Annotated in this window: 11 protein-coding genes, 1 tRNA gene and 1 CRISPR repeat array (1 of these 13 cut by a window edge); of the genes, 2 read left to right on the plus strand and 10 right to left on the minus strand. The window is 41.0% G+C overall.

Features of this window, described 5'->3' with window-relative positions:
• Positions 1–310 precede the first annotated feature (310 nt).
• Positions 311–1,888, plus strand: a complete 1,578-nt coding sequence (locus G3T18_RS18325) for a ferredoxin--nitrite reductase (protein ID WP_224412029.1) — start codon at positions 311–313, stop codon at positions 1,886–1,888.
• 190 nt (positions 1,889–2,078) lie between these two features.
• Here G3T18_RS18325 and G3T18_RS18330 read toward each other — a convergent pair whose 3' ends face one another.
• The 6 genes from G3T18_RS18330 to G3T18_RS18355 form a co-directional block, all read right to left on the minus strand.
• Positions 2,079–2,549 (minus strand): universal stress protein, encoded by a 471-nt coding sequence (locus G3T18_RS18330; protein ID WP_224412030.1) that lies wholly within the window; start codon positions 2,547–2,549, stop codon positions 2,079–2,081.
• A gap of 91 nt (positions 2,550–2,640) precedes the next feature.
• Positions 2,641–3,804 (minus strand): pyridoxal phosphate-dependent aminotransferase, encoded by a 1,164-nt coding sequence (locus G3T18_RS18335; protein WP_224412031.1) that lies wholly within the window; start codon positions 3,802–3,804, stop codon positions 2,641–2,643.
• 450 nt (positions 3,805–4,254) lie between these two features.
• On the minus strand, positions 4,255–6,165 hold the full coding sequence (locus tag G3T18_RS18340) for an alkyl/aryl-sulfatase (protein ID WP_224412032.1): 1,911 nt from the start codon (positions 6,163–6,165) through the stop codon (positions 4,255–4,257).
• A 65-nt stretch (positions 6,166–6,230) separates the two neighbouring features.
• Positions 6,231–6,689 (minus strand): hypothetical protein, encoded by a 459-nt coding sequence (locus G3T18_RS18345; protein ID WP_224412033.1) that lies wholly within the window; start codon positions 6,687–6,689, stop codon positions 6,231–6,233.
• Between the two features lie 217 nt (positions 6,690–6,906).
• Positions 6,907–8,496: an apoptosis inducing factor family protein gene (locus tag G3T18_RS18350; RefSeq protein ID WP_224412034.1), complete on the minus strand. Its 1,590-nt coding sequence runs from the start codon at positions 8,494–8,496 to the stop codon at positions 6,907–6,909.
• A 183-nt stretch (positions 8,497–8,679) separates the two neighbouring features.
• Positions 8,680–9,924, minus strand: a complete 1,245-nt coding sequence (locus G3T18_RS18355; RefSeq protein ID WP_224412035.1) for an RNA-guided endonuclease InsQ/TnpB family protein — start codon at positions 9,922–9,924, stop codon at positions 8,680–8,682.
• Positions 9,925–10,128: 204 nt separating this feature from the next.
• Here G3T18_RS18355 and G3T18_RS18360 point away from each other — a divergent pair, with 204 nt between their 5' ends.
• Entirely contained in the window at positions 10,129–10,617 is a 489-nt protein-coding gene (locus tag G3T18_RS18360; RefSeq protein ID WP_224412036.1) for a hypothetical protein, read from the plus strand.
• 74 nt (positions 10,618–10,691) lie between these two features.
• On the opposite strand, the gene G3T18_RS18365 is transcribed toward G3T18_RS18360, so the two are convergent.
• From G3T18_RS18365 to G3T18_RS18380, 4 genes are all read right to left on the minus strand, one after another.
• Positions 10,692–11,078, minus strand: a complete 387-nt coding sequence (locus G3T18_RS18365; RefSeq protein ID WP_224412037.1) for a hypothetical protein — start codon at positions 11,076–11,078, stop codon at positions 10,692–10,694.
• 70 nt (positions 11,079–11,148) lie between these two features.
• Positions 11,149–14,067, minus strand: a complete 2,919-nt coding sequence (locus tag G3T18_RS18370; protein WP_224412038.1) for a plasmid replication protein, CyRepA1 family — start codon at positions 14,065–14,067, stop codon at positions 11,149–11,151.
• A 321-nt stretch (positions 14,068–14,388) separates the two neighbouring features.
• Positions 14,389–14,470, minus strand: a tRNA-Leu gene (locus tag G3T18_RS18375).
• 230 nt (positions 14,471–14,700) lie between these two features.
• Positions 14,701–16,212: a family 10 glycosylhydrolase gene (locus G3T18_RS18380; protein WP_224412039.1), complete on the minus strand. Its 1,512-nt coding sequence runs from the start codon at positions 16,210–16,212 to the stop codon at positions 14,701–14,703.
• Between the two features lie 406 nt (positions 16,213–16,618).
• Positions 16,619–17,215: direct repeats of the CRISPR family, unit length 37 nt; unit sequence GTTTCAATCCCTATTAGGGATTTTAGCTGATTAAAAG (it continues 3,367 nt past the right edge of the window).

Here is a 17,215-nt window from a genome sequence, read left to right on the forward strand (position 1 = left end):
AAAATGAAACCACCTGGGGAGAAACCATAATCCCCATCGCAGAGAACGAGCTAGTTAGGACATCCTCATTTTCAGAAAACTTGGCTATCATAGGCTCTTATCGTTGTTTACTGTTCACTGTTTACTGCTCACTGCTATAATCCCCAATCCCTCCTTCTCTAGATAGATTTAGGCAAATTAACACAGCCAAACGACAATTTTGTTAAAAAGCCTACAAAACTTCTCAAGAGATTTGCATAGCCTGAGAGGAACTCCAGTGCTTAAAAGTTTCTTAAAGCTTCGATCGAACCAGCTCAGGAAAAATCAGGTTATGACAAAAACAGATCCGAAAAAGAAACTCAACAAAATCGAACAAGCCAAAGCGAAAAAACATCCTTTATTGCTCAAACAAGAACTAGAAGAATTCGCCAAAATTGGTTGGGAAGCAATGGATGAATTCGAGCGCGACTACGGATTAAAATGGCTCGGATTTTTCTATCGTCCCGTTACTCCAGGCAAATTTATGCTGAGGATGCGCGTTCCTAACGGTATTTTAACTAGCACTCAGATGTGCGTTCTCGCAGAAATTATTCAACGTTATTGTCACGGTGCGGGATTTCAAGAACAAGGAAATGCAGACATTACCACCCGCCAAAATTTGCAACTGCGAGGAATGCGAATTGAAGATATTCCCGATATTTTTGAGCGACTTTTAAAAGCCGGTTTAACTAGCGTTCAGTCAGGAATGGATAACGTTCGTAATATCACTGGTTCTCCCGTAGCAGGTATCGATGGAAATGAATTAATCGATACTCGCGGCTTAGTACGTAACCTCCAAGATACGATTACTAACAACGGCGAAGGAAATATGGGTTTAAGTAACCTTCCTCGTAAGTTTAACATTGCCGTTGCTGGCGGTCGAGATAACTCAGTTCATGCCGAAATTAACGACCTTGGTTATCTTCCTGCTTACAAAAATGGTAAATTGGGATTTAACATTATTGTTGGCGGTTATTTTGCTCCCAAACAATACGTCACAGCCATTCCTCTTGATGCTTGGATACCGCCAGAAGATGTAGTTCCCCTTGCCAAAATTATGTTAACTATTTACAACGAGAATGGACCAAGGGCGAGTCGGACAAAATGCCGACTTATGCACTTAATTAAAAGTGAAGATTGGGGAAGAGAAAGATTTCGTGATGAAGTCGAAAAGAAACTAGGACATCCTTTAGAATCAGCAGCAGCAAAAGATGAAATTGATTGGGAAAAACGAGACCATATTGGTGTTTATCCACAAAAACAACCGGGACTAAATTATGTAGGTTTGCACGTTCCTGTCGGTCGTTTGTATGCTGAGGAAATGTTTGAATTAGCGAGAATGGCGGAAGTTTATGGTGGTGGAGAAATTCGTTTGACTGTTGAGCAAAACTTGATTATTCCCTATATTCCTGACTCTCGTTTAGAAGCATTTTTCAACGAACCATTAGTAAAAAAACGCTTAACAATTAATCCAGAAAAGTTAAATCGAGCCTTAGTTTCTTGTACGGGTAGCGAGTTTTGTGGTTATGCAATTATTGAAACCAAAAACCGTGCTTTAGCGATGATTAAGGAACTCGAAAGCGAACTAGAAATGCCTAAACCAGTACGCATTCACTGGACTGGCTGTCCCAATTCTTGCGGTCAACCTCAAGTGGCAGATATTGGTTTAATTGGTACGAAAACGAAGAAAGATGGGGAAGTAGTCGAAGCCGTAGATATTTGGATGGGTGGTAAAGTAGGTAAAGATGCTTGTTTAGGCGAAGAAGTTAGGAAAAGAGTTCCTTGCGATGAATTGAAAAATATGTTAAGGAATCTGTTGCTCGAACATTTCGAGGCGAAACCAAAGCAGAAAGAGATGGTTACTGTGTAGAAACTTTGTTAGCCGTGGAGAGACATATAACAACGAATAACGATCGAAGCCTATGCTAGCAAGGTTTTCCGAAAATGAGGATCTCTTGAGCTAACTCATTCTCTGCTTTTTTTGACAACTCTTGATTGTCTGGTATGGAGATGTGACTGCGATCGCCGGATTTGCTGTCATTGTTAACAATTTTCTCTCTTCAATCGATTCCTTGAACGACCAAAACCGAACAAGAAGCGTGATGAACCACATGATTGCTAACACTACCGAGAAACATTTCGCTAAGACCTTGACGACCGCGACGACCAACGACAATTAAATCTGCACCCCAGCTACTAGCAAGTTCGCGGATACATCTACCAGCGTCGCCGATACGCCAGTCCCATTCAGTAGCTACACCTTCATTGGTAGCGCGATCGCCAAATTCACTCAGCCATTGACGGGTTGACTCGCTTTCTTTTTCTAACTGTTGGTGCATCGATTGAGAAAAGTTTGCCAGGTTTTGACCGTAAAGATCGGTATAAGATCCTACACTTTGATATTCCAAAGGCAACGAATGAAATAACATTAATTTAGCGTTATCTTTTTTGGCTAAATCCAAAGCTTGCTCAAAAACAAGTTTACCTGCTGGTGATTTATCGAGGGCGACTAAGATTTTTTGATATGTCATTTTTGCTACCTTGAGTTAAAAATAATTGTTGGTCAATAAATTTTGTCCCTCCGCGCTTGGTTTGGTAGCAGAGAGACAAACAAAACTTTGCTTAAAGGGAAGTAACGAATTTTTCCAAACGTTTCATTCCTTTTTCGATCGAAGTCATATCCGTGGCATAAGACAGACGAATACAATTATCTGCTCCGAATGCTACACCAGGAATGGTCGCAACTTGCTGAGAATCGAGTAAAGCGTTACAAAAATCAAGAGAAGCCATACCTGTTGTACTGATATCAACAAACAGGTAAAAAGCGCCATTGGGTTTGGGACAACTTAGTCCGGGAATAGCAGAAACTGCTTCTAGCATAACTTGACGCCGTTGGGCAAAAGCCAAACGCATTTCTTCCACAGGTTCTTGAGAACCGGATAAAGCCGCGATCGCGCCAAACTGAGCAAAGGTACAAACATTCGAGGTACTATGTCCTTGAATAATTGTCATGCCTTTAATTAATTCTACAGGTGCGGCAAGATAACCAACTCGCCAACCTGTCATCGAATAACTTTTTGCAAAGCCGTTACTGGTAATCGTACGGGCAAAAATTTCTGGATTAATTGCACCAATACTGAGATGTTCGGCTCCATCGTAGAGAATTTTTTCATAAATCTCATCCGAGACGACGAGTAAATCATTTTCTACCACCACTTCCGCTAAAGCTTTAATTTCATCGGGTGTATACACCGCACCAGTGGGATTTGAGGGAGAATTGAGAACAAATAACTTAGTTTGGGGAGTTATTGCCGCTTTGAGTTGTTTGGGAGTAATTTTATAATCGTACTCCGCCTTAGTCGGGACAATTACAGGTTCTCCTCCAGCCAATTTCACCATTTCCGGATAAGACAACCAATAAGGAGAAGGGATAATCACCTCATCTTGTGGTTCAATCAAAGCCAACATCATCCCAAACAAAGAATGCTTACCACCATTAGTTACAATGATATTTTCCGGTTCGTAAGCGAGATGATTATCAGATTGTAGCTTCGAGGCGATCGCTTCTCTTAATTTTGGTTCCCCAGCCGCCGGACCGTATTTAGTTTTTCCTTCATCTAAAGCTTGTTTGGCTGCTTCTTTAATATGTGCGGGTGTATCAAAATCCGGTTCCCCAGCGCTAAAACTACATACATCTACCCCTTCTTCCTTTAGATGCTTCGCTTTAGCCGCGATCGCCAAAGTAATCGAAGGCGGTACTTTACCTACTCTTGCTGTTAATTTCATCCTCTCTAACTACCCCACTAACTTTTTTTAGTTATCACGTACCCGCATTTACCAGTTTTCAGCTACCAGTTTTCAGTTAACAGTGAACAGTTTATTCTCTAATTCCCCTTATTTTCCAATCTAGCTGCCCTCATAACTCTCTGTGGCAAATCATCTTAGCAAAACTCGGTATCAGCGATCGCTTAGGGATTGGGGATTGGGGATTGGGGATTAGGGATTGGGGATTGGGGATTAGGGATTGGGGATTGGGGATTGGGGATTAGGGATTGGGGATTAGGGATTGGGGATTGGGGATTGGGGATTAGGGATTAGGGATTGGGGATTAGGGATTGGGAAATCAGTTATCAGTTACCAGTTTATCCTTCCTCCTTGTCCTCCCCCTCTCCCTTGTCCTCCCCCTCTTCCCAATCACCAGTCCCCAGTCCCCAGTCCCCAGTCCCCAGTCCCCAATCACGGTTCGACAATATTAAACCAAAAATCGAAATCATCCAGCAGTCCCAACAACTCACTAAATTTCCCTGCGTCACCTTCAATCTGTAACTCAGAAGATTCTCTTTTCTCTTCAATACTCGACAAACCTAAACTAATATCGATTAAAGCATCCTTTGTCAGCAATACCTTAGCGTCTGCATCTTCCCTTTGCAGATTAGCTTGATGCACCAACACGCCATTTTCTACCGTAACGAAATACTCTTCCTCCACATCCGTAAACCGAAAATTAAGCTTAATTTCCATTTCGGCGGCTTTCGGTCCATTGACACGTACTGCGAGATAATCAAAGAGCATCCCTGGTGTCATCACCTTCATCGTATCTGGATCGTCAGGGCTACCTGACATTTCTCTGTCACCTAAACCGTGTCGCAACTCTTTTGCGCCCATCAAATAAATATTACGCCATGTCCCTGCTTCAGCTTGATAAGCTAATTGTTCGTAAGTATCAGCGAGAAGCTGACGGGCTTTGAGGTTCGAGGGTTCAGCAAAAACTAGATGGTTTAAAACTTGGGCTGTCCAGCGATATTCGCCTTTTTCAAAGCATTTTTGCGCTTTTGCTAAGATTGTTTCCCCACCACCCATAAACTCAACATATTTTTGGCTAGCTTCTGCGGGTGGTAACGGATGAAGATTTGCTGGGTTAGCATCATACCAACCAAAATAACGCTGATAGATGGCTTTGATATTGTGGTTTAACGTGCCATAATAGCCGCGATTGTACCAATACTTACCAATGGATTCGGGTAAATTGAGAATTTCGGCGATTTCAATGCCAGTATAGCCATGATTCATCAAGCGTAAGGTTTGATCGTGGAGATACTTATAAGCATCGCGATGAGTTTTCAGGTATTTGGTAATTTTATCTTGACCCCACCGGGGCCAAAAGTGACTGGCGAACATTACTTCGGTTTGATTTGCAAACAAGCGAATTGATTCTGTAAGATATTCTGCCCAACTTTTGGCATCACGGACTAAAGCACCTCGGAGAGTTAAAATATTGTGAATCGAAGCATTAGCATTTTCTGCCATGCAAAGAGCTTTAAACTGGGGAAAGTAGAAATTCATTTCTACAGGCGCTTCGGTTCCAGGTGTAAGTTGAAAGATGATTTCTACACCGTCGATAGTTAGTTTTTGACCAGTATGAGTAATATCGAGAGTAGGAGCAATTAAGCTAGTATTTCCAGTCGATCGCGCGATACCTAAACCTACGGTAGTGTTTCCTTGGGGATTTTTCGGTAAAAAAGGACCTATTTGATAAGTAGCGCGACGCAACATTGCACTTCCAGCGATCGCGTTTTCCCCGACAGCGTATTCCATAAAGCCTTCGGGGGCGATAATTTGCACTTTTCCCGCTTCAACGTCAGATTCGCAAACAACCCCTTTAACGCCGCCAAAATGGTCAAGGTGAGTGTGAGTATAAATCACTGCTACCACTGATTTATCGCCGAGATGAGTTTTCACCAATTGGTAAGCAGCAGCCGCAACTTCCTCAGAAATTAGCGGATCGATGACAATGTAACCCGTATCACCGACAATAAAAGTAATGTTCGAGATATCGAAACCGCGAACTTGATAAACGCGATCGCTAACTTGAAAAAGTCCATGTTTCGCTAATAACTGTGCTTGTCGCCATAAACTAGGATTTACTGTCGCAGGTTCTGTCTTTTCGGTGAGAAAATCAAAAGCCGTAAAATCCCAAACCTTTTTTCCCGTCGCTGTTTTAATAATTGGTTCATCCCAAGTAGCAATAAAACCCCGTTCCACAAACTCAAAATCTTCGGTATCTTGGAAAAGAAGTTGCTTATAAACTGCTTGATTAGCAGCGACAGTAAAAGGCGTTGCTGGTTTCGGACTTAATTCTCGTTCCATACTCTAATTACTGAAAAATTATTACTAGACAAAGCACCACTAAAATATCGACTGGTTAAAGCAAATCATTTACGTACCGGACTATTTAACTCCCGACATTTTTCCAAAGCAGCTTGATAAGCTAACTCGTATTCTTTCCCACCTAACATAACATCCCCATAATAAGCATAAGGTGTCTCCCCATAAACTGGTAAAGGATCGTCATCCGGATAATCTTCCCCAGCTTCTTCAATCGCCGCTTTAAGTTGTTTCGCACTCAATTTTTGAGCAGCAAAATAATAAAGTTGGTCAGCACTTTTATGCAAATGTGGTAAATTCGGGTCTACCAAACAATCTTCTAACTCTATCCAAGCACATTCAAGAGGACGATAAGGTTCACCTTGCCAAACTAAAAACCCTTGCACATAAACCGCACCCTCAATCACCAAAGTAGCCTGATAAGCCTTTTCAAAAGGATTGCGATTTTTCTTACCAATTTTTTGAGCAATTGCTTCCGAAAGTTCAGTATTTAAAACTTTATCCATAACCACCCTTTTCCTAGTTGTGCGTAGTTCGTTACCAAGATTTTCTCCACCAATTAATCATCTCTTAGTTTAATTCCTAACTCAACAGCAAAACAATTAATTTTCACAACAAATCTCTAATAATTCCCAAACAACTTTGCGCCTACTCGAAACGAGAACGGCTAACGCCGAATGCGCCTTTGCGCGAAATAGAAAACCAGCTAGTCCCACAAACAATCTAACAATTTAAAGCACCAAGCCAATCAAAATTACCCTCGCGTACTCGTTCCACTTCCGGCATTTTCTGTAAACGCATCAACTCAGAAATAACGGCAATTTCTCGGTCAAAACCATTAGCTGCCACAGCTAAAATCCGCTTATTTTTCACATAAAAAACGATAAATTCTGACTCAGATAAATCTCCTTGAACGATCGCCTCATCCCAATCTTTTACATGACCAACATAACGCATTTTAATGTTAAACTGTCCCGTCCAGAAAAAAGGCACGCCTTCATATTTTACCCTATTTCCTGTCATATTTAGTGCCGCAATACGACCGTGTTGAGCAGCCAAACGCCAATGTTCGATTCGCGTCGATTCTCCGTTATACCAATAAGGAAAAGTAGCCAGATCTCCTGCGGCGTATAAACCATCAGTTACTTGCAGATATTCATCAGTATTAATGCTATTATCCTTCTCGTTAAGTTCTACTCCTTCGAGATAGTCTGTAGCTGGTGTTACGCCAATTCCAACTATCACTAAATCTGCTGCTAATTTCTCGCCATTGTCTAAAATTACTGCTTGTACTTTGCGATCGCCAACGAACTCTGTAGCTTTAGTTCCTAATTGAAAAGTAACGCCGTTTTTTTCAGGTATCTTTTGGTATATTTTGCCAATTTGTTCGCCAAGTAATTTTTCAAAAGGAACTTTGTCTGGTGAGACAACAGTTACAGCAACGCCTTGCTTAGTTAGACTAGCAGCAGTTTCCATACCGATAAAGCTAGAACCAATAATTACAGCTTTTTTGCTTTCGTCAATAGTAGTAACAATTTCGTCAGAATCTTGATAACTACGCAAAGTAAAAACGTTTGCCAAATCCGCACCAGGTACTTTTAAATTGTTAGCTTTAGCACCTGTTGCTAAGAGTAAAGTATCGTAATTCATTAGCGAATCATCGGCAAAAGTAATTTGTTTGGTTTTAGCATTTACTCGGACGACAAATTTCCCAGTAAGTAATTCAATGTTATTTTCTGCATAGAAATCAGCATCTCGTAGGGGAAGCGAATCTTTTGGTACTGTTGAACCTTGTAAATACTGTTTACTCATTACTACTCTGTCATAAGGTAGCTTTTCTTCAGAGGTAATCATAATTATTTTTCCGGGGAAACCCTCATGAAGCAAAGTTTCAGCAGCATGGACTCCCGCAGCACCCGTACCGAGAATAACGAAAACCTTATCACTAACTTCCAGATTCTGTTGTACCATCTTTGGTGGATGTTGCGAAGGAGCATTTTCGGGAATTGTAACGATAATATTTTCCCCTTCCAAACGAACTGGAAAATGAGTTAAACAATCTAAACCAGGAGGTTCGTACTGTTCCCCAGATCTGACATTATAACAAGCATTATGCCACGGACAAATGAGGCGATTGCCACTTAAAATACCTTTGGCTAATGGTGCAGATTGGTGAGGACAAAAAGCGCCTGTGGCATAATATTTGCCGTCTACTTTTGCTAATAAAACTTTTTGCTTGCCAACTTCAACTTGCTGCATTTCGCCATTTTGTAAGTTATTAATTTTAGCGACAACAGCACTAAGATCGCTCATGTCTTCTCCTGATTTTTTCTCGGATTACGCCAGCATTCTGGCGAAAAAAGATAGAATTTTTCATCTGACTTGAGGTACAAAAGTTACTTTCGTTAGTCAAGGAGAGTAAGATTCTGTCGTCTGTGGGCAAAGTCTCTAGTTTGACTGCTCCCCTCCCTCCGCGTTGCTAAAGGGAGGGGATTCTTAAGCCATCCAAAAATGGACTCTTAAAGGCGTAGTCAAAGCGCCCCTACTGACTCCTTTGAGAGAAAATTTCAAAGTCGCCGCTACTTTTTTGAGGATGTTAGCCGCACCATTGCAGTCAGCATTGATCGAACTACCATTTCCCGAACGATATAATCCTCGATTAATTCGCTTTCCTGACGGTTTCCAGCTAATGGGTTTTCCACCATAAGTCGGCAAGAAATCATCATCTAAAAATGAGGCTTGTGAGGTATACGATTCTTCAGTTTCGACAAACTCAATTCCATATAATTCGCACAACTGCTTGATACGTTCTTTGAGTTTAGCAGTGGGAACTTGTACAAATGACTGATTATTTTTTGCCCCGATATTCATGCCATCTTTTTGACCTTTATTCCACCCCATAACAAGGCAACCAATCCCATTTTCTAGGCAATGATTGATCGCCAGTCTTGCGGCTTTATTAATTGCATCCCGCATCCGTCGATTACGCTTTTCGGTGAGGAGAGCTAATCGTTTAGACCAAAATCCTTGTGGTTTCCCTTCTTTAATCGTAGCAATCTGCTTATTATAAAATTGGTTGACCGATTTAAGATGTTTTCCATCAACAATGAAACCCGTTCCTACGTTACTAACACAGGTTAACCAGTTATCCAAACCATGATCGATACCGAGAACTTTGCTTTTATCGAACTTAATTTCTAGATTTTCTAATTGATAAACCCATTCGACATAGAAGCAACCATTACGAGGGAGAATCCGAATTTCTCGAATTTTCTTAAAGTCGAGATTGGTTGGAAATGGCAACAGAAACGCATCAACTCCGAATGCTGCTTTTACCTTCTTTCCGAGCGGAATTCTCAGTTTATCTCCCTTTAATTTCAAGGCTTGCTTGGGATAGGTTATCGTTGCCAATCCTCCTTTTTTTCTGTACTTAGGAAGTTGCGGACAATTTCCTAATTCCCCTTCTCTATACTTCTGAGAAAGTTCTTTATAGGATTTGAAAGATTCAGCTACTCCTCTGAGAGTTTGTTGAGCCGCTTGGGAATGGAGGAATTTATAATTTGTGTTTCCTTTCAAGGCTTTTTCTAAATCATATTTATCCGGGAGATAATGGCATTTAAAATACCATTGACGAGCTAAATAGATTCCACAGTTAATAAGTTTATTGGCAGTTCGGCAAAGATACTCGATGAATGGCAGTTGTTCTGAGTTTTTAATCAGATTTTGTTGACAGCCAAACAATTAACATCACCTCCTTCTGTTTGGAGAAATTTTACCACAAATATTTCCTTGGTACTACACTTCTAAAAAGTCGCCCTCCGCTCCGCTAAAGGGCGAGGCTTTAAACCCAGTTTTTCTGGTAAGATAGATTTGGCAAGGTTGGCACAGCCATCCCCAACGTCAATCGCTATAGTGAAGCTAGTCGAACTATCAACGTCAAATTTAATGACCGACACACAACGTCTCCAAGCCTATCAAACTTTAACTCAACAACTGCTCGATTGTCCTAGAGGTGAGGAGCTTAAACTCTTGGAAGCAAATCGAGAACTTATCGATCCTCAGTTTATCGCTGTTACTGAAGAAAAAGCAATTGAACTAGAAGAGGCGGGAAATACCGAACAAGCTCAATTTTTGCAGGCTTTTGCGGCACAATTGAAACAGGCTTTTGCTGAGGTTGCTCAGGTAGTTAACCGAGAAGGAGTGGAAAGCCGCGCTCAAGCTTATTTAATGCTCATTGATGGAATGCTACAATGTTCTACTGGTGAAGATGTGGCTCAACTGTTGAGCGCTAATCCAGATTTAGTTGATGCTGGTTTGGTGCAAATGATTGCCAAAGTGGCTCAAGCAATGGCAGCGAAAGGACAAAATAAATCGGCTAGTTTTTTATTACAAGTTGCTACTGATTTAGCGCAAATTATTAATTCCGGTTCGTAGTTATTGGCGATCGCAATTTGGATTTGAATAAAACTAGGGCAGTTATTTTCTGCCCTAGTTTAACTAAAAAATAACTAGTTGTCATTGCTTTTAACTTGATAATTAAGGGGTTCGCAAAATTTATTGACTCCTTGTTTAACGGCGTAAATGACTACAGGGGTGGCTAAAATTGAGGGACAAATTTTCCCTTGGATGAGATATTTTACGGCTGCTGCGATTTGATTATTTTGTAAATCTTCTTTAAATACATCTTGACAAAGAGCAACTCGACATCTTTTGGCTAATCCATCGAGATAGTCGCTAGTATCAGGTTGTTGTCCAACTTGAATAGCGAGGGAGATAGCAGCGTCTTCTAAATCGCCTTCACAATCGGCGATCGCCTCTAACGCCGATTTCGCCTCAGTCAAGTCTGATAGTTGGGAGCGATATTGAGCAATATCTTCGAGGGTAATAATTGTCATAAGCTAACTTGAGCAGACTACTGCAATAGTTACATTTAACATTAAAATACCTTGACAACAAATCAAGATTTTATCGGACAAAAGCTTTGGTTTCCATGTCCCGACTCAACCAACAATTAATTACTTCTTGACTGACTTTACTTGGTGGAGCAACCTGATAAACTCGAATTGGTTTACCCCATCCACCTTCTCTTCTTTTCACAGTTAGCTTTAAACCCAACTTTGCGAGTAATTGACGTACTACCTGAATAGGAGAAGCATTACTGTTAATGCTCACACCCAATAAATCTCGCACTTCCACTGCAAAAGCTTTCACTAACTGGGTCAACTGAATCAAATCCGCATCAGAATTTCTCAGTTCCCGGTTTGGGGCTAATACTGCTGATAAATTAATTTTACGCAAAAACTGCACTTTACCCAAGAGTAGCCTTTGATTGAAATCTGGAGGAAAAACTTGGATTTCTCCACTCGTTAGCAAGTCATCCAACAAACGCGAGGTGTGAGCGAACAAAAATTGATAACCTACTGTGAGATAATAGCGTAGTAGCAGCGCTGCATACAAACCGCGATCGTCTTCTTTTACTAATTCTGGTGTAACCGAAATTTGATAGCGATATTTAAGTTGAGCTTTGCGATGTTGTTGGCGTTCCCGTTCGCTTTTTTGTCGCTTTTGTTGCAAGATACGATACTTTTTTTCGTCAATATCTTCTGCTTGAACTATGCGATCGCAATAACTATTATAAATCTTTTCCCGACAGTTATTTACTTCTGTTTTTGTCTGCTTCTCTTCATTTTCTTGCAAGGATTCAGCAGCAATAATTTGATGTCCTTCTTCAGTTAGCGCTGCTAGCACAGAAGTTCGATAATCCGCCATTTCTGCATTAACTATCGCTGCGCGATTAGCCCAAGCTTTTAAGGCTTTGGGACAAGAATTTGTCTCTAAACTTTCCGAACCAACTGTTAACAACATTTGGATATTTAGTTTAGTTTGTTTGCGCTGAGAAGCAACTAAACCTTGAGGTGTAACTTCTCCTCCACCTACTTTTGATAAACCTTTTTTGGCTACCCATAAATGACGCGGGATTGCTTGTCTTATTCTCGATAGTGCTTGTCGGAAAGAATCACAAGTTTGTACACCTTGTCCAATTCCCCAAACTGAGTTAAAGTGGTGTTGAAGATCGATACTTACACCAGTTTCAATTGCAGGTGAAGTAATGACAATGTCGTACTTGACTAACTCTTTATTCAATTTTGACATAATTCCAAAAGCAGGATTTTGAGGATCGGTCGTACTTTCGGAATCAATCCTCAGAATTGCTCGATCGGGAAATTTATCTTTAAGGTAGGCGGCTAAGTTTTGGGTACCCCACTTGCTTTTCTGTTTTTGTGCGGAACAACAGATAAATACTTTTTCACCTCTAGCTATAGCTTTAACTAAATTATAGACTAATCCGGCTGGAGTTGCTTCTGCGTAGTGGTAAATTTGCCAAGTTTGAGGTTGATAATTGTTGAGGATGACGAAGGGTGAAATTTCATTACCCAAGGAAGTTAGGTAATCAAGAGAAATATCTGTTAAATCGGCATCGCTAATAACTATTTTTCCTGTTTCTGAAGCTAATACTCTAGTAATCAAGCTTTCAAAAGATTGAAGGATTGCTACGCGGTTATGCTGACAAGTGGATGAATGTAACATATGCCACAAAACTTGCTCTACTTCATCAATGATTACGATTGCATCTTGCCAAGCTTCTGGATTAAAATTCGCTTGGGAATTGGGATGCAGCGAATCTACACATAAACCATAGCCAAAAATTCCTTGAGTTTCGGAAAGCTTTAATTGAGTGATGTAGTCAACACCAAAGCGAGCGCATAAAGCTTCTCCTAACTGGATTCTGTGAGTCAAAACTAAGGTTTTTTGTCCTAATTTTTGGGCTTGATAGCAAAGTTGGGCGATTGCTTCGGTTTTTCCGGTTCCTTTCGCTGATTTGATGGCGACAATTTTCGTGTTTGCGGGAATAAAATTATGGATATCTTGTAAATAGGGCTGGTTGATTTCTAAGTCAGGAGTGTAAGTTAACTTACGGCGAATAAGTGCATTCCAAAAGTCAAAATCTAACGCGGAATTATAAGCGGTAGCGAAAGATTCTTGACCTTGATTGGCGAGGAGATCGTCTACTCCTTTAAAATTATTCGACCAACGAATTATTTTTACCGCGCAGCCGCGATTAATTAATAATTTAGATGTCTTTTTAAGTGCAATCTGGACATTTTTAATTGCTTGGCGTTTGACATCTTGGTCAAAAGCAAAGTAAATTGTTCTGTTTGAGACAGCAAATACTCCTAATTGTGGTATAAGACTAGGTAAGCCGATGCGACGATTATCGGAATCTTTAGGTTGACGATAGCCATTGTAAATTCCTGGTAACGCGATCGCTACATAGCCAGCCGATAATAACGAAGCGGCTTTTTTTGCTCCCTCTGTCACCACAATGGGAATTTCCGGATTTGCTATCACCCAATGCCAAAAATTTCTGTATCCTAGACGACAAATTTGGTAATGTTTCGCGAAGTCATCCCAAATTTTGTCAGAGACTCTTAAGGCAAAAATCTCTGTAGCAGCTTGAGGTGGATGTTCGTACTTGAGGGTTTTTTGGCGCGTCCCACTGCCTGTTAATCTAGGTTTCGAGGGTTTAAAGCATCCCCAGAGACTATTTTTATCGATTCCAGATGCAGCCGCTAGTACATCAACTGTACCGCACCACCAGCCCCCAGAGTCAGTGTGAGTATACTTTTTTTGCCACTTACTTCTGAGAGTACCATTATTTCGTCGCCATTCTCGCTCTGGCAAATTGTAAAGGAGATATTCCTTAGCAGTGTCACCACGGAGGTATTTTACATTGAGAGAGACAATTTGGCGATCGACTGCACTTGCTTGCCATTCTTGGGCGATCGCTTGATAATTATTGTCGTAGAAATCCCTGATTTGCAAGATTTTTCCGTCAAAAAAGCCCCTCACCAGCTTTAGTTAGCAAGTAATTGCTCGATCTTCGATTCCCCTTGTCCACCAAAGCACCTTAAAATAGAGGGATGTGCGTTTTTTGGTGTCTTTTGTTAGGAGAGAAGATTTCTTCTTGATTCTGGCAAAAGGCTTTTTTTAGCTCCTATCTAGTGTTTACAATTTTAATTACGCTAGGGATAGCGTAGTTGTTATTTTCACCGATGAGGGGAATTTTGTATATTGCTGTGGGAGATGTGACAAAAAAACCTGAGTCGGTTTATGTTCAAACTCAGGTAGTTTATAGCTTGCTGATGCGGACGAAGAGACTCGAACTCTTACACCTTGCGGCACTAGAACCTAAATCTAGCGCGTCTACCAATTCCGCCACGTCCGCTTATTAATTGACCGTATACTATCTTAGCACGAGATTGGGGATTGGGGATTGGGGATTGGGGATTGGTGATTGGGGATTGGGGATTGGGGATTGGGGATTGGTGATTGGGGATTAGGGATTGGTGATTGGGGATTAGGGATTGGGGATTGGGGACTGAATTGTCTGTTTTGCTAAATTTGTTTCACAGAATTGGTAATTTGTCAAGCGTGATTTAGAAAAATTAACTGAAATTACAAACGACAGAATTTGCGATCGCTATCCGACTCCGGCTGTTGCCAAGAATAAGCAAAATGACTCACAGAATCAATTTCTGGAACCTGTCGGCGAATCGCTTCCATCTGCACCTCTAAAGAAGGACGATTTTGGTAAGCCTTTCCCCAAACACCAGCCAAAGCAGGAATCACCTTAGTTTGATTTGGCGCTCTATTTACAACTCGCTGTACCTGTTCGACAATACAATCAGCAGTACCACAAACAGCATAAGACATGGGATGCCATTGTAAAGAAGCAGGAAACTTATCCCAAGGCTGTAAGCGAGAATCATAGCCTCGTTGTCCCACAGCCTGGTTTCCACCAGGGAAAAATACTGCTCCGGCAGGAATACCTTGGCGTTGTGCAGGTTGCGATGCTAAAGTCAGAAAATCAATTACCCCTTGGGCTGCATGAGCGACAGTTAAATGCCACAAGTCGAGTTGTAATTTTGCCAAATTCGAGCTAGTAGCGGTACTTACAGGAGTTGGGGTAATAATGCGACCTTGCCACATTGGTTCTCCCTCACCAGGATAAAGCTTTTCCACCGCTTCCACATCACTAGCTTTAATATGACCTTGGGAGAGAAAACGCTCAATCAGCGCTCGTCCGCGTTGATTTTGCGCCCGTTGGTAAAGCGCAGCCCTGGCTGCATCGCCATAAATCCATAAATCTTCAACATGACCTGCTACCGACTGAGTACCAGTACCGCGAGGATAGCGAATATAGTCGAATAAAATGCCATCTGGTTTACGTTTGACTACGGCTTGAACGAGGCGATAGTAATCTACCTTAGCTTGGCGGTTGTAGGGGTCGATAAAAGCTTCGGAACCGCCTTGAACTACTGATAAACTATTTTCACCTCTACCGTTACGAGCGAGAACTTGTTGGCGGTCTGGACGTTGAGCGTAGGAGTAACCAAAATTCATGGTAAATAACCAAGCGTAGACTTCTAGCCCTCTTTCGCGTCCTTTTTTAATGGCTTCAGCTAACAAATCGACATTTTCCGCACCTGGCGATCGCACTGCTGATACCCAAGGTGTAGGATTGTCATTGACAGGTAGTAGCACTTGACCATCGAAGAATACCTCGACGTAAACTTGGTTATAACCTTGGTTGACAATGCGGTCTAATAAGGCATCAATTTCCCCAGGACGAGCATCACAAGGATAAAGACGCAGCCAAATTGCTTGATTTTTCAGCCAAGATTGAGAGCGACATTTATCGATTAGTTCAGCGTGTTCTTGCAGTAATCTTTTATAGTCTCTTTCTGCATTCGAGTTGCCTTTCAACCAAGCTTGTCGCAAAGACTCTTTTTTTTGTTCGGCTTCGGAACTAAGTTGACAGTAGTCTTTTGTTTGTGCGGCTACGGGTTGAGTAAACCAGCACTGAGAGAGCAAACTACCAGTGGATAGCGCTCCTGCTACTAAAGCTCGAAACCAATAGTTGTTGTGCTGACGATTTTTGATGAGCCTCATCGATCTTAATTTCATGCAACTTTTTTTCATCAAAAAAACAGTTAGTGGAAACTCCATGCAAGGGGTAGTCGGTTGAAGTTGTTGTTTTGGCGCAATTCCCTAGCCTTGTGCCACAACTCAATTGTCCTTAGTTTAGTTAGACTGACTGGAAATGATATCAAAACTTTGTTCAACTGTCTTCAATCTTTCCCAGGAATTTACTGAAAATTTTGGCTAATCTTGCCTGTTATAGGTGGATTTGCTTTTCTCTTGATTCTAAATCGAGGCGCGATCGAGTTTTTTGACTTTACTTTTCCCCTAAAAATAATCTTGACAAATAGACTCTTTTGTGATAATTATGTTCCGATTTGGAAAACTGTAATGTTGGATTGCTACAGCTAGACATTTTTATTTCAATGAGATTGAAGCGATTAAGAGGTGAGTTTTAAGCCCTGGGAGGGATTTTAGCTGATTAAAAGTCGATCATTGTACCGTTAGCATCCCTATCAAAAGCGTTTCAATCCCTATTAGGGATTTTAGCTGATTAAAAGGCGCTAGGATAACACCGCGAGAGGGGAAACTACCAGTTTCAATCCCTATTAGGGATTTTAGCTGATTAAAAGTATTGGTGACGATCTGCAAGCTAGAGAAGTTGCTTCAATTGTTTCAATCCCTATTAGGGATTTTAGCTGATTAAAAGAAGTCTTTAGGAGGTAATTAAAAATGCGGAAAGGGTTTCAATCCCTATTAGGGATTTTAGCTGATTAAAAGCTTGAATCGATTGTTTAATTAAATCTAAATCTAAGTTTCAATCCCTATTAGGGATTTTAGCTGATTAAAAGAATTTTTTGATCAAGTTTTTGATTTTAAAATATTTGGTTTCAATCCCTATTAGGGATTTTAGCTGATTAAAAGGCGAACTTGCCGCATAAAGGCGGCGATCGCGCCAACGTTTCAATCCCTATTAGGGATTTTAGCTGATTAAAAGACGAACAGCTAATTTGGCTGTATCACCGATATGCGTTTCAATCCCTATTAG

The organism is Oscillatoria salina IIICB1 (assembly GCF_020144665.1).
Taxonomy (GTDB): Bacteria; Cyanobacteriota; Cyanobacteriia; order Cyanobacteriales; family SIO1D9; genus IIICB1.